At 46.9% G+C, this 22,146-nt stretch carries 19 protein-coding genes and 2 tRNA genes; 3 read left to right on the top strand and 18 right to left on the bottom strand.

Annotated features, from left to right (window positions below):
* Window position 1 precedes the first annotated feature (1 nt).
* The 5 genes from BN3912_RS11115 to BN3912_RS11095 all read right to left on the bottom strand — a co-directional run bounded on the left by BN3912_RS11115 (window position 2) and on the right by BN3912_RS11095 (window position 5,141).
* On the bottom strand, window positions 2-886 hold the full coding sequence (locus BN3912_RS11115; protein ID WP_036859329.1) for a PfkB family carbohydrate kinase: 885 nt from the start codon (window positions 884-886) through the stop codon (window positions 2-4).
* A gap of 228 nt (window positions 887-1,114) precedes the next feature.
* Window positions 1,115-1,975 carry a helix-turn-helix domain-containing protein gene (locus BN3912_RS11110; protein WP_023983945.1) on the bottom strand — a complete coding sequence of 287 codons (861 nt, stop codon included), beginning with the start codon at window positions 1,973-1,975 and terminating at the stop codon, window positions 1,115-1,117.
* Between the two features lie 5 nt (window positions 1,976-1,980).
* Window positions 1,981-2,883 (bottom strand): helix-turn-helix domain-containing protein, encoded by a 903-nt coding sequence (locus BN3912_RS11105; RefSeq protein ID WP_023983946.1) that lies wholly within the window; start codon window positions 2,881-2,883, stop codon window positions 1,981-1,983.
* Between the two features lie 116 nt (window positions 2,884-2,999).
* Window positions 3,000-3,821, bottom strand: coding sequence for a pyridoxamine kinase (locus BN3912_RS11100; protein WP_023983947.1), 822 nt, complete (start codon window positions 3,819-3,821; stop codon window positions 3,000-3,002).
* 99 nt (window positions 3,822-3,920) lie between these two features.
* Window positions 3,921-5,141 carry an acyloxyacyl hydrolase gene (locus tag BN3912_RS11095; RefSeq protein ID WP_023983948.1) on the bottom strand — a complete coding sequence of 407 codons (1,221 nt, stop codon included), beginning with the start codon at window positions 5,139-5,141 and terminating at the stop codon, window positions 3,921-3,923.
* Between the two features lie 183 nt (window positions 5,142-5,324).
* Here BN3912_RS11095 and BN3912_RS11090 point away from each other — a divergent pair, with 183 nt between their 5' ends.
* Window positions 5,325-6,986, top strand: a complete 1,662-nt coding sequence (locus BN3912_RS11090) for a putative transporter (protein ID WP_023983949.1) — start codon at window positions 5,325-5,327, stop codon at window positions 6,984-6,986.
* A 74-nt stretch (window positions 6,987-7,060) separates the two neighbouring features.
* On the opposite strand, the gene BN3912_RS11085 is transcribed toward BN3912_RS11090, so the two are convergent.
* Together BN3912_RS11085 and BN3912_RS11080 are read right to left on the bottom strand one after the other, a co-directional pair.
* Window positions 7,061-8,017, bottom strand: coding sequence for an alpha/beta hydrolase (locus tag BN3912_RS11085; protein ID WP_023983950.1), 957 nt, complete (start codon window positions 8,015-8,017; stop codon window positions 7,061-7,063).
* A gap of 399 nt (window positions 8,018-8,416) precedes the next feature.
* Window positions 8,417-9,031, bottom strand: a complete 615-nt coding sequence (locus BN3912_RS11080) for a hypothetical protein (RefSeq protein WP_023983951.1) — start codon at window positions 9,029-9,031, stop codon at window positions 8,417-8,419.
* 282 nt (window positions 9,032-9,313) lie between these two features.
* Between BN3912_RS11080 and argS the strand changes: the two genes are divergently transcribed.
* Together argS and BN3912_RS11070 are read left to right on the top strand one after the other, a co-directional pair.
* Complete coding sequence (gene argS, locus BN3912_RS11075) at window positions 9,314-11,134, top strand: arginine--tRNA ligase (RefSeq protein ID WP_064972323.1); 1,821 nt, start codon at window positions 9,314-9,316, stop codon at window positions 11,132-11,134.
* Window positions 11,135-11,148: 14 nt separating this feature from the next.
* Window positions 11,149-11,619 (top strand): RNase H family protein, encoded by a 471-nt coding sequence (locus tag BN3912_RS11070; RefSeq protein WP_023983953.1) that lies wholly within the window; start codon window positions 11,149-11,151, stop codon window positions 11,617-11,619.
* Window positions 11,620-11,698: 79 nt separating this feature from the next.
* Here BN3912_RS11070 and BN3912_RS11065 read toward each other — a convergent pair whose 3' ends face one another.
* The 11 genes from BN3912_RS11065 to BN3912_RS11015 form a co-directional block, all read right to left on the bottom strand.
* Window positions 11,699-12,919 carry a beta-galactosidase gene (locus BN3912_RS11065; protein WP_230204694.1) on the bottom strand — a complete coding sequence of 407 codons (1,221 nt, stop codon included), beginning with the start codon at window positions 12,917-12,919 and terminating at the stop codon, window positions 11,699-11,701.
* A gap of 65 nt (window positions 12,920-12,984) precedes the next feature.
* Window positions 12,985-13,644, bottom strand: a complete 660-nt coding sequence (locus tag BN3912_RS11060; protein ID WP_023983955.1) for a SanA/YdcF family protein — start codon at window positions 13,642-13,644, stop codon at window positions 12,985-12,987.
* Window positions 13,645-13,661: 17 nt separating this feature from the next.
* Entirely contained in the window at window positions 13,662-14,603 is a 942-nt protein-coding gene (locus BN3912_RS12560) for a glycosyltransferase family 2 protein (protein WP_023983956.1), read from the bottom strand.
* 188 nt (window positions 14,604-14,791) lie between these two features.
* Window positions 14,792-16,339, bottom strand: coding sequence for a YifB family Mg chelatase-like AAA ATPase (locus tag BN3912_RS11050; RefSeq protein WP_023983957.1), 1,548 nt, complete (start codon window positions 16,337-16,339; stop codon window positions 14,792-14,794).
* Window positions 16,340-16,355: 16 nt separating this feature from the next.
* A complete protein-coding gene (locus BN3912_RS11045; RefSeq protein WP_023983958.1) occupies window positions 16,356-17,357 on the bottom strand; it encodes a DUF4369 domain-containing protein in 1,002 nt (333 codons plus the stop codon).
* Window positions 17,358-19,037: a tetratricopeptide repeat protein gene (locus tag BN3912_RS11040; protein ID WP_023983959.1), complete on the bottom strand. Its 1,680-nt coding sequence runs from the start codon at window positions 19,035-19,037 to the stop codon at window positions 17,358-17,360.
* A gap of 22 nt (window positions 19,038-19,059) precedes the next feature.
* Window positions 19,060-19,145, bottom strand: a tRNA-Leu gene (locus tag BN3912_RS11035).
* Between the two features lie 21 nt (window positions 19,146-19,166).
* Window positions 19,167-19,242 (bottom strand) — tRNA-Gly (locus BN3912_RS11030).
* Window positions 19,243-19,656: 414 nt separating this feature from the next.
* Window positions 19,657-20,223 carry a hypothetical protein gene (locus tag BN3912_RS11025; RefSeq protein ID WP_004368942.1) on the bottom strand — a complete coding sequence of 189 codons (567 nt, stop codon included), beginning with the start codon at window positions 20,221-20,223 and terminating at the stop codon, window positions 19,657-19,659.
* Window positions 20,220-21,557, bottom strand: a complete 1,338-nt coding sequence (argH, locus tag BN3912_RS11020) for an argininosuccinate lyase (protein WP_023983960.1) — start codon at window positions 21,555-21,557, stop codon at window positions 20,220-20,222. The genes BN3912_RS11025 and argH overlap by 4 nt, the downstream gene beginning before the upstream one ends.
* A 169-nt stretch (window positions 21,558-21,726) precedes the next feature.
* Window positions 21,727-22,140, bottom strand: a complete 414-nt coding sequence (locus BN3912_RS11015; protein ID WP_023983961.1) for an SRPBCC family protein — start codon at window positions 22,138-22,140, stop codon at window positions 21,727-21,729.
* Between the last annotated feature and the right edge of the window lie 6 nt (window positions 22,141-22,146).

The raw sequence follows: 22,146 nt of genomic DNA, 5'->3' as shown, positions 1-22,146 counted from the left end.
GCTATAACGTAACGTTTGTCCGCAACACACGGCGCACGTCTTCGATGCCTTTATCGAACGGACCGCTGTGCTCTAATTTCAACGTACACATGGCAGCGGCGAATTTGCCCGCCTCTTCGTAGCCCATACCTTGCGAACGGCAGTACAGATAACCTGCCGAATAAGTGTCGCCGCAGCCCGTGGCATCTACCATATCGGCAGGTTTATAGGCCGGTATCTCGTAGAACTTGCCCTCGGCATAGATCAATGAACCGTAGCTACCCAGCGTGATGAGCGACTCTTTTACGCCCCATTCGGCCAACTTCAGGGCTGCTGTGCGCGGATTGGTAAATCCGGTTATCGCCTCCATTTCGTGCTCATTCACCTTCAACACATGGGTACAAGCCAGAATTTCTTCCTTTCCTTGCCAGTCTACAGGAAATACCCGTTCGCCCTCTACCCTACGCAGAAAGCCCTGCGCATCGATAGATATGCGGCCTTTGGTAGACAAATATCTGATGACTTCGGGCGAGAAATCGTCGTTGAGCAGCGAACCTATGTGAAACACTTCGGCTTTGGCATCGGCCAGTTCGCCGATAGTAAACGGATCGGCCTTGGCAAGTACGCGCTGTGTGCGGTCGTTCTGGTCCTCACCATACTTATTTTCGAAGAACACGGTGTGCCTGCTCGGATACACTTCTATGTCTATTCCGGCCCGCCGCATGTCTTCCACGGCCTTGATATCCTCAACTCCTATCTTCGTTATAAGTCCGAACGGCACTTTATGGGGCAACTGATTGAAGCCGTAACTGAAGTAAAACGACGTGCCACCCGCCATATATACAGTATGTTTAGGGGTAATAATCTTGTCTTTAGTAATGTGTCCGATACAGCAAATAGCTCTCATAACAGGTAATTTTCTGCAAATATAAGGAATTTAAACGAGGATATGGGCAAGAATACGGATTATTTGTTTCGTCGGCAATGGGAATACCCATAAACGTAATGCTTTGCGGATGGCAGGCATAGATGGTATATCTGACATAGACAAGCATACTGTCTGCCGCCCTTAGACGGCAGGTCTACCGCGCACAGATGGAATATCCGTGCACAACATGCAATAAGAATACACTCTTTACCTGTACTCTTCGGTACTCACGCCGGTAATCTTTTTAAACGCTTCTTGGAAGCACTGCGTGCTGCAGAACCCCAATGCAGCGGCTACGGAGGCATCGGTTTGGCGGTGCGCAATAATCATCTGTTTGGCGATGGCGATGCGCCTGAACTGAACAAACCTGTCGAAATCTTTGCCTGTGAGCTTTCTAAGCATGTCGTTGAAATAGGGTTCAGACATGCCGGCCCATGCTGCATACGCCGCTATACGGGGCAATCCGTCGCGGCAGACATTGCCTGCAAGCAACTCGTCGTCCACTCTACGGCCGATAGACTCTACCTGTTCCGCATATACATCGTGGCGGGTGATGAATTGCCTGTGGTAATAACGGCAGCAATAGTTGAGCAACATCTCTATTTTGTTTACTATCAAGCGGGCGCTATACTTATCGATACCCCATTCGAGTTCGTGCTCTATGTCGGCAAAACATTGCTCTAAGGTTTTTCGTTCTGCCGTAGAAAGATGCAAAGCCTCGGTCTTTTGATAGTTCAGAAAGTGGTAATCGGCAAGACGGGTGCCGAGTGCGGTGCCGCATAACAGGTCGGGATGAAACATCAGGAGCTGCCCCTTTTGCTCGTGTTTGCGCCCGCAAGCGATGTCGATCGTCTTCTTCGGTTTACGAAAGAATACGGTAGAATCGGAGAAATCGCACCCCATTCTGCCATGCCACGGCTCGTCTGATAGGTCTTGACGCAAGATAACAGCGTAGCAGTCTACCCTTATAGTGTCTTTACTACACGGGCATGCAAGGTTTATCACGCTCACCAAGGGGTGACGTGTCTTCTCATCGAAGAGCTTGTTGCAACTGCATACGGTATCCATAACTATTATTTTTTCCTGTATTCCGTGGGGGTTAAGCCTGTATTGCGCTTAAAGTATCGGTTGAAGTGCTGCGAATATTGGAAGCCCAAACCATAGGCTATTTCGTTTACAGACTTTTCCGTGCCGAGCAATTCTTCCTTGGCAAGGTCCATAATCTTGTTCTGTATGTACTCTTGAGGTGTGATACCGGTCTCCTTTTTGATAAGATCACCGAAGTAATTCGGCGAAAGAAAGCACTCAGAAGCAAAATATTTCACCGACGGAAGGCCCTCCTGTATGGGACGTCTGCCGTCGAAATACTCGTCGAGCAGGTCTTCGAACTTCTCTAAAATATCCTTGTTAACGGCTTTGCGCGTAATGAATTGCCGCTCATAAAACCGCATACAGTAATCTAAAAGCAGCTCGATGTTGCGACAGATCAGCTTTTTGGTATGGCTATCTATAGGGCGTTCCAACTCTTGTTCTATCTTCTGCAGGCAGTCGCAGAATATTTTTTTCTCGTCATCGCTTAAGTGTAATGCCTCTCTTGATGAGTAAGAGAAGAACGAATAGTTCTTTATATCGTGGCCAAGCGATGTACCTCGTATCAAATCAGGGTGGAAGAGAATGCCCAAGGCATTAGGTTTAAAGTCGGCGGAATGCTTTACATGAACCACTTGACCGGGGGCGAACGACGTTACAGTGCCCTCCTGATAATCGTAGGGCTCGCGCCCGTAAGCAATGTCTCCGCAGAAAGTCTGTTTCAGAAACAGCGCATACACGTTGTAATGATAGGTTACTTCGGGGGGAAAGTCCTGTGCCGTGAGTTTCGACAGGTCTGTAATCGTCACCAAGGGATGGCGTGTTTCGAAGCCTAACGTGCGGTTGTAGCTGTCGACAGTGTCGATGTTAAAAATATTTTCTACCATAATAATGGGTTTATCGGGTACAAAATTAAAAATAAAACCGTAGTTTTTGATAAAACAAATTACGGATTTAGGTATCTTTATTACATGATTGTTTGCGGCAAAAAGGCCTGCATGTCTTACAAGACCACGGCAAGAAACTTCTCCAAAGGTATGCCTCGGTTCTTGTCTTTGTTATCTTTGTTAAGGTCTATCAGCTTGTATACCGCATCCATAGCCTTGCGTGTGCTTGCCTTGAGCGACTGTTCTTGAAGCAAATACCCTATGAGTACCGCCGAAAAAATGTCGCCCGTGCCCGGAAAGTGTACCGGTATTTCGGTGTAAGGCAGGCAGAAGTATTCCTGTGTGTCGTGGTTATAGCCCATGACGGAGGGCTGCCCATCGATGGTAACCGACGTGATAAGCACCGACTTGGGGCATATCTTGCGCAGCTTATCTATAAGCGCATGGGCTTCATCAGCCGTTACTCCGTGCGGTTGATAGGCGGTGCCGGTGAGATAGCAAGCCTCAGTATAGTTAGGATAGGTAAGGTGCGCCACCGATATCATCTTGCGCATGTTATCGATGGTGGCGGGTGTGATACCGTTGTATAATTTGCCTTCGTCGCCCATAATGGGATCTACGAAGATCGTAGTGCCGTTCTGCGCCTGCTCCAAGCAATATGCGGCGATGATGCGTGCCTGCTGTTCCGTGGTTATGAAGCCCGTCGCAATGGCGTCGAAGGCGAAATGAAGCTCTTTCCACACAGGGAAAACACCCTTAATGTATTCGGTTGTGTCGAGAATATTGAACTTTCCGTAGTCGAGAGTGTTGGAAACAAGTGCCGTAGGCAGGTTGTATGTGGGCAGCCCCATATACGAGAGAATGGGCAACATGGCTGCCGTGGCCACCTTGCCGTAGCCGGCCATGTCGTTGATAAGCAATATCTGTTTCTTGTTCATTGTATCCTTTTTCGTGCAAAAATAGTGTAAAAGGCATGACCGACCAAACAAATTCGCGCAAAAGGCATGTCTGTCGTGCCACGAAGAGGCGGAAAACGCCTATAACGTCTTGCGCTTGTGGTTGAAACGAAAGCCTATGCCGAGCATCAAATGGTTGGGGTTTTTGAAGTTTCGAAGAGTATAACCGACGTTTAAGAAAGCATTGCGAGGCAGGCCGATCTTTAGGGCTACCATCTGATAAAGGCCGCTGAAATCGCCGCGGGCGTTGAGTATATTGTGGCCGATGCCTAAGTTTATCGTAAAATAAGGCATCACGAATTCTGCATGTCCCGACAGTCCGAGTGCCATCTGTTTATATCTCGAGGGCCTTACGAGCATGTCTTCGGCATCATAGTGCCTGCCGGCATCACGGGGAGAGTCGTCCTCTTCGAAGTTTGCACTGCTGTTGTATTCGCCGTCTAACGATACTCCGACGTTCAACCAATGGCTCATATTATACATTGGAGCAAAGCAGAAACCGAACACTCCGTACCGTCCGGGCAGGATAATAGGTTCGCCTTCCTCTGAAAGGAAACCGTTGCGACACCACGCACCATATAACATAAGGTCGTAACTTACATGTTTCGTGAAGGGCGGAATGGGTACCCGCCGGCTTCGGGTGCTGTCTGTACGGTTAATATAATAGGCTATTCCAAGACGTGCGCCGAGGGTATTGAGCCCCGAATTAGGCAGCGTGGTATTGCCGTTCGAAAAATGCGAGAGCGATACACCCGCGTTCAAATCCAGCTGTTTGGAGATACGGTAAGCCAAGAATATATCTGCATCGATGTAAGCCGTGACCTTCGAACCGATCACACGGTTTTCCTTATTGTTTTCTTCATCATAAGGATGCCAGCCGAATGTGAGACCTAAATTCCATTCATAGTTCAGAGAAAGCCTGCGGGTGATGCCTGTAATGCGTGCACCTTGAAATATAAAGGCGGAAAACGGATTGCCTAATTGCGGATTAAAATTGTGGTAAGCCACACCGATGCCCTGATAATTGTCGTGATATATATGGGCTTCGGCTTCGTTGTGGGGTTTACGAAAGGCATAGGTGAGCCTCAAACCCATATCATGGTTCATGGTTCGCTTCTCAAAATTGCCTCCCTGTAGAAATTCGTGGGTATGCAAAATCATCGAAGGCAGTGCCTCTGCCTCTATGCGATGTATGGTTTTTCCTCGGCTGACGAGCGAGTCGGCGCCTTCAGCCATGCCGCTTGTCGGAAGCAGAGCCAAACTCAAAAACAGCAATAAGCAAGAATATTTTCTGTCTCTCATATGTTCTTGCATGGACAAAATAATACAACGGCTACAAAAGTATATAAAAATACGTGAACTTCAAAATAAATGTACCGTTTTCATGGAATATCTGCAGGCAGATAATAATTTGCGTTTTATTTTGCCGTTCGCGGGGTTTGGTGTAACTTTGCAGCAGAAATAAAGCATCATAAACAATGAAATATGGAATGGCTTAACGGTCTGTTCGCTATACATTCGTCGATTCAAACGGTTGTAATCGTATCTCTTATCTGTGCTTTAGGTCTTGCATTGGGCAAGGTAAGGGTTGGGGGAATTTCGTTAGGCATCGCTTTTGTTTTTTTCATAGGCATCATTGCAGGGCACTTCGGGCTCAATGTAGATGGCGAAGTGCTCGATTATACCGAAACTTTAGGGCTGGTTCTCTTCGTATATACGCTGGGCCTTCATGTGGGACCAAACTTCTTCGGCTCGCTTAAACACGAGGGGTTGGCACTCAATATATGGGGCTTGGCAGTGATAATTCTCGGTACGGCGATGGCAGTTGTACTATGTCCGCTCACTGGAATAGCCCTTCCGGACATGATGGGATTACTTTGCGGGGCGACAACCAATACTCCTGCTTTAGGTGCAGCGCAACAGGCGCTCGCACATTTGGGCCTTTCGGGGGGACGGGCGGCACTTGCAACGGCGGTAAGTTACCCGCTTGGCGTGCTCGGAGTGATATTTGCCATTCTTTTATTGCGCAAATTGTTCGTGAAACCTGCCGATCTGGAGGTGAAAAAACATGCGGATAACGATCATACTTACGTGGGGCAGTTCGTCATCATCAATCCTGCAATCGAGGGAAAGACGATAAGTCAGGTGTCTCAACGGTCGCATTTGAAGTTCATTGTGTCGCGTGTATGGCGCGGAGAAGAGGTTATCATGCCGTTTGCCAATACGGTGTTGCACACCAACGACAACGTTCTGGTGGTGGCCAACCGCGAGGATATTCCTGCAGTAGAGATACTCTTCGGCGAGAAAGTGAAGAAAGATTGGAACAAAGAGAAGATAGATTGGAACCATATAGACGCAAAAGTGGAGAGCCGAGTGATCGTTCTGACGCAGACAGTGCTTAACGGTAAGCGGCTCGGACAGCTGCATTTGCGCGATACATATGGTGTGAATGTGAGTCGGGTGATACGTGGAGACATTAAACTCCTTGCTACTGACGGTCTCAGATTGCAATACGGCGACCGTGTAACGGTGGTTGGCGAGCCCAAGGCAGTAGACCATGTAGAGAAATTCCTTGGCAATGCCGTGCAAACATTGAACGAACCCAACCTCGGAAGCATATTTTTAGGCATGATGCTCGGCCTTGCTCTGGGCACTATACCGTTCTCCTTGCCCGGCATGTCGGCACCGGTAAGGCTCGGAATTGCCGGAGGTCCCATCATTATGGGCATCATCGTGGGTGCCTTGGGCCCACACATGCACTTCATATCCTATACCACTCGCAGCGCTTCATTGATGCTCCGTAAGCTGGGTTTGTCGATCTATCTTGCTTGTCTGGGCCTTGATGCGGGGAAAGACTTCTTTGAAACGGTGGTCAGACCGGAGGGATTGCTGTGGGTAGGCGTGGGTTTTCTGCTGACGATCGTGCCGATACTCATCATCGGATACGTTGCTTTAAAGACGCGCAAGTATGATTTCGGAACCATCTGCGGTATTCTTTGCGGTTCTATGGCCAACCCTATGGCGCTTTCTTACGCCAATGATACGCTGAAAGGAGAGACGCAAAGCATTGCTTATGCAACGGTCTATCCGCTCGGAATGTTTATTCGGGTGGTGATAACGCAGATAATCATCATGTTTTTTGTGTAGAAATAAGGCGGAAAAGGAGATTGTCTATCGCTATCGGAAAGCACATGCGGAGGTTATTTCGGGAGGCTTTCGCGCTACGGCATATATCGGTCGAGAAAGTTTTTAACATGACTTGTGTACGCCGCGCGGTGATCCTGATAGCTGTCTGCATGTTTCGAACCGCGGGCAACCCACAGTTCTTTGGGTGCAGGCTTGGCATTGTAAAGTTCGTAAACCATACGGAAAGGAACGTAAGTATCGGCATCTCCATGAATAAAAAGCATTGCCTTACGGCTCTTGGCAAGCTGTTTGAGGGGCGAAGCCTCGCCGAACGTCCACCCATAACGTAGTTTGCAGAGGGCACTGGTGGTATAAAGAAGCGGAAAAGGCGGCAGCGAGAACTGCTCTCGGAGCTGTGTTTTGAACTCGTCCCACACACTTGTATAGCCGCAATCTTCCACAAAACAGCGGATGAAAGGCGGTGTCTGTTCGCCCGAAACACACATTACAGTGGCGGCGCCCATAGATATTCCGTGGAGTACCATTGCGGTGTGAATGCGGTTACCACGGAATATACTGTCGGCAAAAGTCGCACTATGCAACACATCCGTACGGTCTTTCCAGCCCATTTGTATATCCTTGCCCGAGCTGGCGCCATGTCCGTGCAGGTCGGGCAGCACCACATTGTAGCCCATACCGCCGTACATGCGGGCGATGTGGAGCATTCCAAGCGCATTATCCTTATAGCCGTGCACAAGCAGAGCCACAAGATGTGTCGGTCTTTCGGCACGAATGTAGTACACATGCAGAGAGTCTTGCGCCTCCGTATGGATAAAAGTATCGCGCAAGGCATTATGTGCAAGAATACTGTCGAGCCATTCTTTGGTTTCCGGATGCTTGTTGATGAATGCTTCCTTATTCCATTCGTTCAGGCTGCCGCGACGGTCTTCGTTCAACAGGCCGTAAGAAAGCATGTAAAAACTGCCGCCGACGGTCAACAAAACCAACACAAGCAACACTGTAATACCGACCGCCCATATTTTCTTTTTCATAATTTTTCGTATCTTAATCGTGCAAGCAAAAGTACGAAAAAATGTGTTATAACGCAAAATGCAGATACGAATAAAACAAAAACATAGCGCTACTATAAAAACAAGAGGTGGCCTCTTTATGGTAAGGAGATGGCCTTTTTATCGTAAGGAGATGGTCTTTTTATCGTAAGGAGACGGTCTTTTTACCGTAAGGAGATGGTCTTTTTACCGTAAGGAGATGGTCTTTTTACCGTAAGGAGATGGCCTTTTTACCGTAAGGAGATGGTCTCTTTATCGTAAAGAGATGGCCTCTTTGCGGTGAAGAGACGACCTTTCCCTACAGAAAAAAGACTCTCTGCCTCATGAAAACGGCAGAAAGTCCTTATGAATTAAATTAGAGTAGTTGTTTTTGGAAACCGTTTATCTAATGATAACTTTCTTTCCATCGACGATATAAAGGCCTTTACGAGGATGCTTCACACGTCGTCCATGCAAGTCGTAAACAATCTGTTCTTGCGTTTGTTTTTGCGCATAGGTCTTCGAAATGCCCGTATTAACATCGCGTTTCCCCGAGAATTTTACCTTCAAACTTGCTTCATTCCAAATGAATGTAATATCCATGTTCAAAGAACCATCCTTGGTTAACTCCTCGGAATCGCCTATCAATACAAGCAAACTGAACGTTGTATTACCTGTATTCTCCTTGGATTCCACATCTACATAGTCGTTGGATTCCTGCCAGATTACCCACTTACCGTTCCTTTTCTGCAGGTACATATTCGGCAAATCGAAATCCTTGAGTTCGTATTTGCCTATCTGATAACCTTTCAGCGTGAGTTTTATCTCGTCTTCACCTTCTCCCTTTGCTATAGAGAAAGTTACTGTTTTAGAGGTTGTCGATATTGATGTTCCCTTTTTAGTCTCTGTCTTTGCTATCCCTTTATAGTCTCCATAGAAAGAAGACCGTTCTACATCATCCTGCGCCTTTACCGTTAAAGCCGCTAAACACGTTACTAAAATAAGTAAAAATTTCATCTCTTTTGAGTTAATAATTAATTCCTGATTACTTCAGATGCCGACTCTTCGACATCTATATCACTTAAATTCGGGTGCAAAGGTAATATGCAAAAGCAAATAAAAACGACATATCATTTCTTTTTTTCTATTATTTAACATAAATTACTCTCCTATATTTCGGATGAAGGCACGGCATGTTCCTATTACGCAAAGATGGTATTTTTATCATAGGAATTAAGAATTAAGGATTATTTTTTGTAATTTTGTGGCCACAATTATTGAAAATAACGTATTATCGATATGAAGATAGAAGCGCAAATATGCAGTTCTGTAATCGCTGCAGTGAAAGAACTATACGGGCAGGATGTGCCCGCACAGACGGTACAACTACAGAAAACTAAAAGTAACTTCGAAGGAAATCTTACGTTGGTAGTATTTCCATTCCTGAAAATATCCAAGAAGAAACCGGAAGAAACGGCACAAGAAATAGGCGATATGCTGGTAAAAGGCTGCGCGGCCGTAAGTTCTTTCAACGTTGTGAAAGGCTTTCTGAACCTGAATATCGCACGGTCGGCGTGGATAGACCTTCTGAACAGCATCGATACCAACGATAAATTCGGCTTGAAAATCGCCACCGACAGCTCTCCTTTGGTAATGATAGAGTACTCATCTCCTAATACTAACAAGCCTCTTCATTTGGGGCATGTGCGCAATAACCTGTTGGGATGGTCGCTGGCACGTATCATGGAAGCCAACGGAAACCGTGTGGTAAAGACGAATATTGTAAATGATCGGGGCATACACATATGCAAATCCATGCTTGCATGGCTGAAATGGGGCAACGGAGAGACGCCTCAATCGAGCGGAAAGAAAGGTGATCATCTGATAGGAGACTACTATGTGGCTTTCGACAAGCACTACAAAGAGCAGTGCAAGCAGCTCGAAGCGCAATACAAAGCACAAGGCATGAGCGACGAAGAGGCCGAAAAGAAAGCCGCCACAGAGGCTCCGTTGATGAAAGAGGCACACGAAATGCTCGTTAAATGGGAGCAGAACGATCCCGAAGTGCGTGCTCTATGGCAGAAAATGAATACTTGGGTTTACGCCGGATTTAATGAAACATACGATAAACTCGGCGTATGTTTCGATAAAATATATTATGAATCGGACACCTACCTCGTGGGAAAAGCGAAAGTAGAAGAGGGCTTGAAGAAAGGTATCTTTATGCGCGAAGCCGATAACAGCGTATGGGCAGACCTGACGGATGACGGTTTAGACCGGAAACTGCTGCTGCGTTCCGACGGTACAAGTGTATATATGACGCAAGATATAGGCACTGCAACGATGCGATTTCGCGATTCTCCGATCGATAAAATGATATATGTCGTGGGTAACGAGCAGAACTATCACTTCCAAGTGCTTTCCATATTGCTCGACCGCTTGGGATTCAAGTGGGGCAAAGAGCTTGTACACTTCTCTTATGGCATGGTGGAATTGCCGAATGGCAAGATGAAAAGCCGTGAAGGAACGGTGGTGGATGCCGACGATTTGATAGCAGGAATGGTGAAAGAGGCAAGAGATACGTCCGACGAATTGGGAAAATTCAAGGATATGAGCCAAGAAGAGAGGAACGAGATTGCACGTATCGTGGGCTTAGGGGCACTGAAATACTTCATTCTAAAGGTCGATGCACGCAAGAATATGCTATTTAATCCGGAAGAAAGCATCGACTTCAACGGCAATACAGGGCCGTTCATCCAGTACACTTATGCTCGTATTCGCAGCATTATGCGTAAGGCCGATGCCGACAGCCATATCGCATTGCCCGAAAAACTCGACGGTAACGCACCGCTGAACGAAAAAGAAATCGAACTTATACAGAAGATGAACGAGTTTGAAACGGCCGTGGCAGAGGCAGGAAACAACTATAATCCCGCCGGAATAGCCAACTACTGTTACGAACTGACCAAGGATTTCAACCAGTTCTACCACGACTACAGCATCCTTAGTGCCAATACCGAAGAGGAGAAAATTGTGCGCCTTGTAATCGCGAAGAACGTGGCCAAGATTATTAAAAACGGCATGGACCTGCTCGGAATTGAGGTTCCGGAAAGGATGTAAGCAAGGTCTCGGGAATGAAGAATAAACTTGTAAATCCGCCATCTTACCGACACGACACGGTTTTACCGTTGCCCTTAGAGGTGAAGGCCAATGCCATAGCCGTGGATGCAGCATGCTCCGGAAACCCCGGGGCAATGGAATATCAGGGGATAGACCTTGCTACCGGCGCACGTATATTCCACTTCGGACCGATGTATGGCACCAATAATATCGGCGAATTTCTTGCAATCGTCCACGCTTTAGCTTTGCTCGAACAGCAGGGAACGACGGATAGAACGGTCTATTCCGACAGCTATAACGCCATACTTTGGGTAAAGAAGAAGCAGTGCAAGACCAAATTGGCGCACACACCCGACACCGATGAGCTTTTTAAAATAATAGCCCGAGCCGAAAACTGGCTGCACACACATACGGTAGAGACGCCTATCGTGAAGTGGGAAACAAACAAATGGGGCGAAATTCCGGCCGATTTTGGGCGGAAATGAGTTGTTTCCGTTACTGATAAACTTTCAAAACAAATCGGGTAAACATGTACTTACCCGAAGGAAAATGCCTGTTGCGGTATTATTTCCAATGGTATAAAAGATAGTCGCCCGGCGCCAATGTTACGGATTGCCGGCCTTGCCGGCACGGGCGTTGCAACTTCCCATTGCTCCCAACCGGTCTTACCTTCCCGCTTATCTCTATTTCGATGGTCTGCGAATGATGGATGTCGTGGTTGACAAACATCATAAACCGGCTCTTTCCGTTTACCATGTAAGACACGAGAACACCCCGCTCGCCGTTGCCGCAAAGCCTTACCGGCACCGACAGGTTTTCCCATTCGGTCGTTCCTTCAATGTGTTTATTCCCCGTATGTCCTACGGCAACGGCCTTTGCACCCAAGAACACCCAAGCCAAGCTCTGTATTTCACGGTTCAAATTCTTTACGAGTTCGTACACCGGAGTACGCTTTCCGTGCTCATCGATGGGTGCACTGTGGAAGTTCCATGTATCGGTGGGCGGCGTCCAATAAGTAAAGTGTTGTATGCACTGTGCCCCATAAGCCAACGCACTGAATGCCTCTATGCGCAAATGAGCGGCCGTTGGAATGGGATAAGAACCGTGGGCAGTGCTCAAAACAAATGCCCAGAAAGGCTGCATACTGCGCATCGATACCCGACGGGCTACCTCAAGATTACTGTAAAGTTGTGGTCTTACGACCACTTTACCCTGCTCCTGAACGATCGGATAGAGGTCGTAAGAGAGCTGCGAAAGCCCCAATTCGTCTACCGACCGCTGCACATACTCCTCGTAGGTCTTTGTTCCGAGCTCTGCAGGCGATACGAATATCGGCAGCAAATTCAGATATATAAGGTGTTTGTCATCGGTCTTGTACACCCTGTCTCTAAACTTTCTAAGGTCGGCAAAACTCTCTGTCGTCGGTTCATCGCGCAGGAACCAGCCGCAAAGCATCTTTTCGTTCTTGAAATGTTCCACGATTTCGGCCGTTTTCTCCTCCAATTCAGGACAACCGGCCATCAGTCTGACACCCGTACCCTTGCTTGCCGACAGCCCTTTAGCTAACTGATCGGCGTTCTCGAAGTGCGATAAGGAGATGTTAAAGCCGGCATTTCGCAATTCCATATACCGCTCCCGTGTAAGATTACTGTCGGGAAGAATGGAATACCATGCAAGGATCGGGAACTCTTTTCCCGTAGGATTCTTGTACTTCATCTTATTATCGGCATTCCCGGCAATAGCGGCTACCAGCAACAAGAGAACTATTGTAATCTTTTTCATCATACGATTAAACATTAAAAAAACTCTATTTTTTCTTCGAACAACGGCCGTATTACAGTAAAAGGCCGCTACTCTATTTCAACCCGTTTGCCCAAGAAATGGGGCTGAAGACCTACCAGAAGATCGATATGTGCCTTGGTTCGCGCCAGATATTCGCGGCATTTCATGCGGAATTGCCACCATCTGTTCTGAAAATCGCCTGCATTGAAAGCTATCGCATTGATACCCTCGGCACGCGAAAGATACAGTGCGCGCTCGTTATGAAACTGCTGCGAGATGATCGTAAAGGTATGGAGACCGAAGATTTCCTTGGCTCTAACAACCGAATCGAGCGTTCGCAATCCGGCATAATCCAAATAGATAACGCTGTCGGGTACGCCCTGTGCCATCAAATCGGCTTTCATCTGTTCGGGTTCGTTGTACGTCTCGCTCGGGTTGGCTCCGCTAATCAGAATACGTGAAATTTTACCTGAACGATAGAGTTCTGCGGTTGCATCGATCCTTGCCGTATAATACGGATTGGGTGCTCCTGTTCTTCCTTTGGGGTTGGTACCCAACAAAAGGCCCACGCGGCGGGCAGGTATTTGCGACACATTCTCATACATTCGTCCCTCGGCTGCCCGTTTTACATCGTAATTGCAATAAACTATGACTGCGATACAAACCGCACAAAAACCCAATGCTATGAACAAAAGGCGCGCAAACAATTTCTTTTTCTTGTCTGTCATTTCTGTTTTGCTTATATTTATCGTCCGAATTGCGCGATCGCTTTACTTATCCGAACATAAAATTTCCGTAACCAACGGGCGGGAAGTGCAAGGTATATTTTGCTTTTGAGCGGCATCTGCATATCCAAATCAGATAAATCGCGCAGGATATCAAGATAGAATTTGCTGTTTAGCCATTCGCACTTCGGCGTATGAAGCGCCGTTGCGAAAAGATTATTCAGCCGGTCTTCCACCGCATCTCTTAGATACTCCGACCGACAGGCAGCAGGAATAGACGACATTCTGAATACGTTCAGCCGATACGAATAATCGGCCGTCCACACGAAGCTGGCACTTGTCGTGTCCTTGCCCTTGCAATATACACTCTTATAAACAATATTCACGGGCTTTTCGGTTGTAAAGACAAGACGTATACAAAATATGTAATCTTCTCCGCAAACTATGTCCTTCGGCAGTTCGAAAAGACGATCGGTAACGACAGAATGCCTGTAAAGGCTGCCCCAAGGTACCCCTATCGTACCAACAGCCTTTACCGTAAGATGCCTGAATTCACGTATCGGTATTGTCGTGCGGTACTCATTGCCAAGACTCAGCCCGTTTCCGAAAACGATATCCGTATGTTCATCGGCCGCTTCGAACAAATCTTTGATCGCATACGGAGGCAAGGTGTCATCGGAATCTACGAAAGTAATCCATTCGCCACAGGCCATTTTCACGCCGTTCTCACGCGCTTTACTTCTGCCAAAGTTAGGCTGATGGACGACTATGATACGCTTGTCGCCCTCCGACATCTTATCGCAAATGGTGCTACTCCTATCGTTACTGCCGTCGTCAACAACTATAATCTCGATATCGCCGAACGTTTGAGCGGCAACGCTTTTTATGCATTGCTCGATCGTATCTTCCGAATTGTACACGGGAATGATAATAGAAACTTTCGTTCCGAGTTCGTTTTCCATCTCTCTTTTGAATAAGAATGAATAACAGAGTGTACCTGTATCGATCTTAGATTGAGCATGCAAGCCGGTTAGGCAAGCTATGTATCGACCGCAGGCATACCGCCTAAGAATAACACACTGTGCACCCGCACCTTAAACACGACTGCCATAACGCTGAAAAAGCGTGGCCTTTACACTGGCGTTTAGTGTTACACGCCCCGCTCCGCCCAATCTCCACGGTCGAGATTTCGGTAACTTATGGCCTCTGCAAGATGCTCCATCTGCACGTGTTCGCTGCCGGCGAGATCGGCAATCGTGCGGGCTACCTTTAATATTCGGCTATAGGCGCGGGCGCTGAGCGACAGTTTTTCCATCGCCAAGCGTAGCATCTCGATGCCTTGTGTATCGGGTTCAGCAAACCGATGTATCATCTTTTCGCTCATTTGAGCATTGCAATACACGCTACGAATATCCTTATAGCGCTCTTCCTGCATACATCTTGCACGGATAACCCGCTCTCTGATGGTGCTGCTCGGTTCGCCTTGTGTTGCTTTGCTGATATCTTTGAACGGCACGGGAGTAATTTCGATTTGAATATCGATACGGTCTAACAGCGGTCCCGATATCTTATTCATGTAACGTTGTATCTGCCCGGGAGTACAAACGCAGGTATGCGTGGCATCTCCATAGTAGCCGCAAGGGCACGGATTCATCGATGCAACGAACATGAACGAACAGGGGAACTCTACCGTATAACGCGCCCGTGAGATCGATATCTTACGATCTTCAAGCGGCTGTCGCAATACTTCTAAGGTAGACTTACTGAATTCCGGCAGTTCATCGCAGAACAACACGCCATGATGGGCCAATGAAATCTCGCCGGGTTGAGGTATAGTGCCGCCACCCACTAAGGCTACCTCGGATATAGTATGGTGCGGAGCACGGAAAGGACGCTGCGAAATGAGCGAAGTGTTCTTGCTTAACTTTCCTGCAACGCTGTGAATTTGCGTTGTTTCCAAGCTTTCAGACAAAGAAAGCGGGGGAAGTATCGAAGGTAGACGCTTCGCCATCATCGACTTTCCGCTACCCGGAGGACCTATCATTATTATGTTATGCCCGCCTGCAGCGGCTACTTCCAAGGCACGTTTTACGTTTTCTTGCCCCCTTACATCGGCAAAATCGAGGTCGAAAGAGTACTGTTGTTCGTAAAATTCCTTACGGGTATCGATAACGGTCGGCTCAAACGCCTCCATATCCGTTAAGAATTTAATGACATCCATCATAGAATTCATGCCGTAAACCTCAAGGTTATTTACGACGGCCGCCTCTCTTACATTCTGTGCAGGTACAATCAGTCCCTTGAAATGCTCGGCACGAGCCCTTATGGCAATAGGCAATGCCCCGCGTATAGGTTGCAAATGACCGTCGAGACTTAACTCTCCGACCATCATATATTGCCCGAATTTCTCCGATTCTATGTTGCCGTTGGCGGCCAAGATCGCTATGGCAAGGGGCAAATCGAAGCTGCTTCCCTCCTTTCGGAGGTCGGCCGGAGCCATGTTAACCGTAATGTCTGCATGCGGAAACTTATACCCATTGAACTGTAAGGCAGCAGCTATACGGTCGCGACCTTCACGCACTGCTTCGTCTCCAAGTCCTGTGAAATGATACATCACACCATTTATAAGGCTCACTTCTATGGTTACTGTGGTTACATCCAAGCCGTTCACCGCGGCGCAGTATGTTTTTACAAGCATGGTATATGGATTGTATTTATTTGGTCATCTCCTCTATTTTCTTGCGTAAATCGTCCATGTTAAGTCTATGGGCAACCACTTTGCCTCTCTTCAATAGAATGTTATCGGGAACAGAGGTAAGCCCTAATTTACTTATAATGCCTCCATCGAACATGTCGCCATCGCATACGATGGGCACATTCAGCGAGTCATTGCTCAATGCCTGCCTGCACTCCGCCCGATTGGCATCCACACTAATGGCTAAAATCTTTAGCCTTCCGCCCATTTCCCGCTGCATCTGTTTGAGTTGTTGCAGCATGCTAACGCTCTCAAAACTCCACGATGCCCATACATGAACGACTGAAACAGGAGCGGAAGACAGCACGGATGAAGACACTGCATGCCCATTAAGATCGTAACCGGAGAATGGTGGAAGAGGCTTACCCGTTCTAATTATATCAAGTTTCTCGGCCTGCTTTGCAAGACGCACCAACACTCCGTTTTTGGGTTGTACGGCAAGCATGATTTTTATAAGTTCCTTGGCTTTGGCTTGGTCGGGAGTAGGAGTCTGCATAAAATATTTGCTCACCAAATAAACACTTACCAAAGATTTAGGATGATCTTTAATAAATTGTGCGGCATACTGTAGAACTTCGGGCGGCGAAGCACTCACAATCTGCTGACGGAACTTACCCATGAGCTCGTTCTCATCGGTACCTTCGATCTTCATCTCCTTCAAATGCGATGCATCGCCACGAATGCTGACTTCCTCGCCTGCTTCGGTAAAGACCGGTTGTTCAGAGAAATTCGGGAACACGATCATCAGTGTAGCAGGCTTATCATAAGGAATTTCGTAAGCAAAACGCCCTCCCGAAACCTTGATGGTATCTATTCCATCGATGGCACCATCAGGACTATACACATAAAATTCGCCCTGATTCAGGTGAATGAAGTGGCCATCAATCTTAAAATGATGGCTGTCTATGCCACACGACACCAAAATCAGAGCGAAGAACAGTAAGAAACCGAATTGTTTCATTTATTTCTTTAATAGCTCCAACTCCAAATCATTATCTGCATAAGTCTTCAAAGAAGGATCCTTCTTCAGTGCTTCATTCAGATACGACTCGGCAGCGAACTTGTTTCCTCTGCGCGCTGCAACAACGGCATGCAGGTATTCTGTCAGTCCGTCAGGGTTCTTAATAGCGTCTAAAGTAGATGCTGCAGCCGCATAGTTCTTATTCAACAGCTGCGCAAGAGCCGCCATATTAGAGTTGATTCCCTTAAGATTTTCTTCGGCTTTTGCAAAGTCTCCCTTCGCTATATTGAGGGTTCCTAAGGCTTGCCCGAAGTTATTAGCAGCAGTAGCTTTCGATATTTCGTTCTCAGCCTGTACGAGTTTCCCGTCTTTCAGCAACAAGAGTCCCTGATTGGCATAAGCCTCAGGTGCGCTGCTATTGACACGGAGTGCCTGTGCGAGGTAGCGCTTGGCAGCATCTTCGTTACCTTTAGTAATTTCTAACACGGCAAGATTGTTAAATGCACGGTAATCCTTATCGTAATATTCGGCCGTCTTCTTGTAGATTTCCTCCTTTTTAGCAGCATTATCTTGTAGTGCTGCGTAATACAGAAGTTCGTCTGCGCTTAATTTAGCGGCATCTTGATCGTATTGGTTCTTTATTTCATCATCGCTGCGCCCTATTGTCTCGTAGTTTATAATTAATCTCGAACGGCGCAATTCGGGCAGGATACCGTCTGCCAACTCACGAAATCCTTCGCTCATATTACGTATCTGCTGCTCACGTTCCTGCGGATCTTTGTACATAGAAAGCACTCTAAGAATAACATCCTTATCCTGTATGTTAGATGCCTGCACGAGCTTCTGGAAGCCTTCCCAATCTTGAGCGGTGTAATGTGCATCGATACCCGTACTTACACCTGTCTGTTTGAGCTGTTGTTTTACATATCCTTCAGACGTATTTTGCCGTTTACTGGCCAATTTATCATTGAATGTGAAGCCTCCTTCGGGCGAAGCATAGGCTTGGACCTCTACATTACGGATGTTAAGTCGTTCACGTTCTTGGTTTATTTTCCTCAACATGCGCACGAATTCAGCCACTGAATTGTTTTTAAGTTCGCTTTTACGAAGGTTAGCCTGATTGATCAAGAAGCGGATATTCGCTTCTTGTTTCTGCTTCTTTACGCGTTCGAACGAATCGGGAGCCATACATCCGCCATCGCTCACCAACGCCCGTTTGTAAAGTTCGGATGTTGCAATGACGCCGGTTGCCACCTTTACGGCCGGAATATTTACCTTTTTACTACCTATACGTGCATCGAACGTCAGATACATGTCGCTCTTCTGCATCTCGGGGACATAGGTAAAAGAGGTTTTCATATTATATCTTCCGCCCAATCGATATGATATCATTTGGTCGTTACTCATTACACTTTCGCCCCTGAACGTGGCACCTTCGCCTTGCGAAACCAATCCGTTGCCGTATCTCAATTCAGGAATAACGGTAACAACTGCCTTCTTTTTCATGTATTTCTCGGGGAACATACCGTTGATAGTAGCAGGAACATGCCCTCCTTGTGTCTCAAGTGGGTTCGGTGTAACGGTAAAATTGCTCGACGACAATGCCCCCATTTTAGAGCAAGATGTCGATATAGCAAACAAACAACAAGCTGATAGAGTAAGGATTAGATTCTTCTGCATAGTCTAAACGTTTTAGGTAAGGTGCCGCGAGCGGGACTCGAACCCGCACAGCCATTACTGGCCAAGGGATTTTAAGTCCCTCGTGTCTACCAATTCCACCATTGCGGCCGGTGATATACTATAGAGATATGGAGCGGCAAACGGGGCTCGAACCCGCTACCTCGACCTTGGCAAGGTCGCGCTCTACCAACTGAGCTATTGCCGCCTGCACTATGTATCGGCAAAAGTAGTACTTAATATCGTAACTGCAAAGACTTTTACACTATTTAACGACCGTTTTAAATGGGGCGACAATAACGAAATAAACAAGCAGAAAACCATCTCTACGGCAACCGTTCGCTATGCTCGGAGATTACACTTCGTTTGCACACTTTCAATAAACCATGCCTCTTTCCAAATCGGGTATAGCATCTATGACGCATATACTTTATGTCTATCTGACATAAACAGTGTACCTGTTACCCACAGAAGATTATCTGATCCGGGCAGCCGTATAAAAGTATGCGAGAAAAACATAGGCAGAAAGAGACCGAGACCGCTACTTCGGTCTTGCAGAAAAGGTTATCGAAGATTGTTGTTTCCCTGTTTCTTGCCTCTCTGCCGCCCTATCTTAAACAACTTAATTTACGCTCAACACCCCATACGGACCACCGGTAGCCGCCCTATATCGCGTTAACTTCTTGCCATTTTCCCCCTCTATGATGTTTCCACCGGTGTTCATGTTATATTTGCGCTTACATGTATTGCAGGTAGCAATGCCGTCGGTGCTCATCGAGAGCGGGTAATTGCGTATAGGAATGGCATTCGGATCGAAGCAATTCGGGCACTGATTGTCGTATGCATAGAACACCGGAGGCGTATCCATGTTACCGAAACCTACGATAAGCCCGTTGTTTCCACCCAATATAAACGATCTCCGAAGGTCTATGGCATTAAAAGTTTTCCTGCTTTCCGTCCCTTGATTGTTCTTAAACACAAAGTATTTCGCGCCTCCATGCATATCTTGTCGGATATAGCAGAATACTCCGGGCGATGCAGCCGTCATGGCCGAGGCTAACGTAGCATCTTTATGCAGGTTATTGTCTATAATCAGATAACAGGGAATTGTAGAAAATTCATTCTCTATATTGCCGCACGATACAGATAGGAGCACCATGCAGAGGAGCAAAATCTTAGTTATTCTCATGACAGTAATTGTTTTTCGGCACGCTCTGCACGGTCGAAATGGAAGTCTTGAAGGATGCTTTGCATGAGTTCCGCTATGCGGTCGTTGCAAAGATTGCCTATACTTCCCTCGTGTATGTGGCGTATCTGTTTGTCGGAAACGAAACTTCCGGCCTCGATATCCATGCCCACTTTCTTGTACGCATCGCGAAATGGCACGCCTGCAGCTACCAAACGATTGACTTCTTCTACAGAGAAAATCGGATCGTACATCCGGTTTTCGAGTATCCGGTCGTTCACTTCCATTTTATTAATGATATAGGCAGTCATTCTAAGACAGTCTTTCAGCTCGCCGAAAGCAGGCAGAAGCACCTCTTTGATAATCTGTAAATCGCGGAAATAGCCCATGGGCAGATTGTTCATGATGAGCATAATTTGCTGCGGGAGGCCTTGTATTTTATTGCTTTTGGCACGTATCAGTTCGAATACATCGGGGTTTTTCTTGTGCGGCATGATGCTCGAACCCGTAGTACACTCCTTGGGCAACCGCACGAAATCGAAGTTCTGACTGTTGAACAGGCAGGCATCGAACGCCATCTTTGCCAATGTACCGGCAACAGATGCCATGGCAAACGCCACATTTCGCTCTGTCTTGCCACGCCCCATCTGCGCATAAGCTACGTTATAATCCATGGAATCGAAGCCCAAAAGGTCGGTAGTAAGCTGACGGTTCAACGGAAAAGAACTGCCATAACCGGCTGCCGAACCGAGCGGATTGCGATTGGTCATCCGATAGGCGGCCTGTAAAAAGAGCATGTCGTCGGCAAGGCTTTCTGCATAAGCGCCGAACCACAGCCCGAAGGAGCTGGGCATAGCAATCTGTAAATGGGTATATCCCGGCATCAGAATATCTTTGTATCGGTCGCTCTTCTGCAAAAGTTCGTCGAAAAGCAGCTTTACTTCTTCCGTTATTTCGCGAAGTTCATGACGTATAAATAACTTCAAGTCTACCAACACCTGATCGTTACGCGACCTTCCGCTATGGATTTTCTTGCCTACATCGCCGAGCTTACGCGTCAACATCAGCTCTATTTGAGAGTGAACATCCTCGACTTCTTCTTCTATACTGAACTCCCCGCTCTCACAGGCATGATAGATATTCTTCAATTCTGCAAGCAACAGCTTCAGTTCTTCGGCCGAAAGCAGGCCGATAGTCTGTAACATAGTGATGTGAGCCATGGAACCTAACACATCGTAAGGTGCCAAGCAGAGGTCCATTTCGCGGTCTTTACCCACCGTGAAACGCTCTATTTCTCTGTTTACTTCAAAGTTTTTTTCCCAAAGTTTATTAGCCATATTATTGTTTTTGGGCTCTCGCAAACCGGAGAGACGGATGATCGGCCAGACTCGTCTGCCATGAAAAAATGTAGAAAACGAAGCGTTGGCTTACGTTGAGAAATCGGTTCGTTTATTATAAAACCTTTTGATAATACTCACACCTGTCTGATTCAGAGGGCTTAGGACGTTACTCGTATTGTATCGTTTGTAACGCATCGGCAATCTTTTCGATACCTTCTTGTAAGGGTTTCTGTACCATTGTCTTAATAAAAGGGTTCATATCCGCCTTGATGGTGAGCTTCATTTTGCTCGTAGACGCATCAACCGGCAGTATTTGAATCCAGAAATCGAAAGGCAAGGGGCTCTGTGCAGTCTCGAATTTAATACATTTCGGTTCTTCTCTCTCTACGATATGAAGCTTCACATCGCCCATCGGAGACTTGATGGAGATAGACTCTGCATCGAACGAAAGGTCTTTAAGTTTGTCTTCGGGTATGCGGTCTTTCACCTTATTTATATTGCTCAAATCGCTCAGCATATCGTAAACCGAATGCTGTGAATAAGGTATCTCACGAATACTGCTTTCAAATTTGCTGCTCATAATAAT

It is taken from the genome of Prevotella phocaeensis (assembly GCF_900065875.1).
In the GTDB taxonomy this organism is placed as follows: Bacteria; Bacteroidota; Bacteroidia; order Bacteroidales; family Bacteroidaceae; genus Prevotella; species Prevotella phocaeensis.
Note: the sequence above shows the minus strand (reverse complement) of the source record. Positions and strands in the feature narration are given on the sequence as shown.

What these genes read in the sequence shown, in the direction of transcription:
- BN3912_RS11115 (WP_036859329.1), bottom strand. Translation starts at nt 886, where the DNA reads ATGAGAGCTATTTGCTGTATCGGACACATTACTAAAGACAAGATTATT.
- BN3912_RS11110 (WP_023983945.1), bottom strand. Translation starts at nt 1,975, where the DNA reads ATGGATACCGTATGCAGTTGCAACAAGCTCTTCGATGAGAAGACACGT.
- BN3912_RS11105 (WP_023983946.1), bottom strand. Translation starts at nt 2,883, where the DNA reads ATGGTAGAAAATATTTTTAACATCGACACTGTCGACAGCTACAACCGC.
- BN3912_RS11100 (WP_023983947.1), bottom strand. Translation starts at nt 3,821, where the DNA reads ATGAACAAGAAACAGATATTGCTTATCAACGACATGGCCGGCTACGGC.
- BN3912_RS11095 (WP_023983948.1), bottom strand. Translation starts at nt 5,141, where the DNA reads ATGAGAGACAGAAAATATTCTTGCTTATTGCTGTTTTTGAGTTTGGCT.
- BN3912_RS11090 (WP_023983949.1), top strand. Translation starts at nt 5,325, where the DNA reads ATGGAATGGCTTAACGGTCTGTTCGCTATACATTCGTCGATTCAAACG.
- BN3912_RS11085 (WP_023983950.1), bottom strand. Translation starts at nt 8,017, where the DNA reads ATGAAAAAGAAAATATGGGCGGTCGGTATTACAGTGTTGCTTGTGTTG.
- BN3912_RS11080 (WP_023983951.1), bottom strand. Translation starts at nt 9,031, where the DNA reads ATGAAATTTTTACTTATTTTAGTAACGTGTTTAGCGGCTTTAACGGTA.
- argS (WP_064972323.1), top strand. Translation starts at nt 9,314, where the DNA reads ATGAAGATAGAAGCGCAAATATGCAGTTCTGTAATCGCTGCAGTGAAA.
- BN3912_RS11070 (WP_023983953.1), top strand. Translation starts at nt 11,149, where the DNA reads ATGAAGAATAAACTTGTAAATCCGCCATCTTACCGACACGACACGGTT.
- BN3912_RS11065 (WP_230204694.1), bottom strand. Translation starts at nt 12,919, where the DNA reads ATGATGAAAAAGATTACAATAGTTCTCTTGTTGCTGGTAGCCGCTATT.
- BN3912_RS11060 (WP_023983955.1), bottom strand. Translation starts at nt 13,644, where the DNA reads ATGACAGACAAGAAAAAGAAATTGTTTGCGCGCCTTTTGTTCATAGCA.
- BN3912_RS12560 (WP_023983956.1), bottom strand. Translation starts at nt 14,603, where the DNA reads ATGGAAAACGAACTCGGAACGAAAGTTTCTATTATCATTCCCGTGTAC.
- BN3912_RS11050 (WP_023983957.1), bottom strand. Translation starts at nt 16,339, where the DNA reads ATGCTTGTAAAAACATACTGCGCCGCGGTGAACGGCTTGGATGTAACC.
- BN3912_RS11045 (WP_023983958.1), bottom strand. Translation starts at nt 17,357, where the DNA reads ATGAAACAATTCGGTTTCTTACTGTTCTTCGCTCTGATTTTGGTGTCG.
- BN3912_RS11040 (WP_023983959.1), bottom strand. Translation starts at nt 19,037, where the DNA reads ATGCAGAAGAATCTAATCCTTACTCTATCAGCTTGTTGTTTGTTTGCT.
- BN3912_RS11025 (WP_004368942.1), bottom strand. Translation starts at nt 20,223, where the DNA reads ATGAGAATAACTAAGATTTTGCTCCTCTGCATGGTGCTCCTATCTGTA.
- argH (WP_023983960.1), bottom strand. Translation starts at nt 21,557, where the DNA reads ATGGCTAATAAACTTTGGGAAAAAAACTTTGAAGTAAACAGAGAAATA.
- BN3912_RS11015 (WP_023983961.1), bottom strand. Translation starts at nt 22,140, where the DNA reads ATGAGCAGCAAATTTGAAAGCAGTATTCGTGAGATACCTTATTCACAG.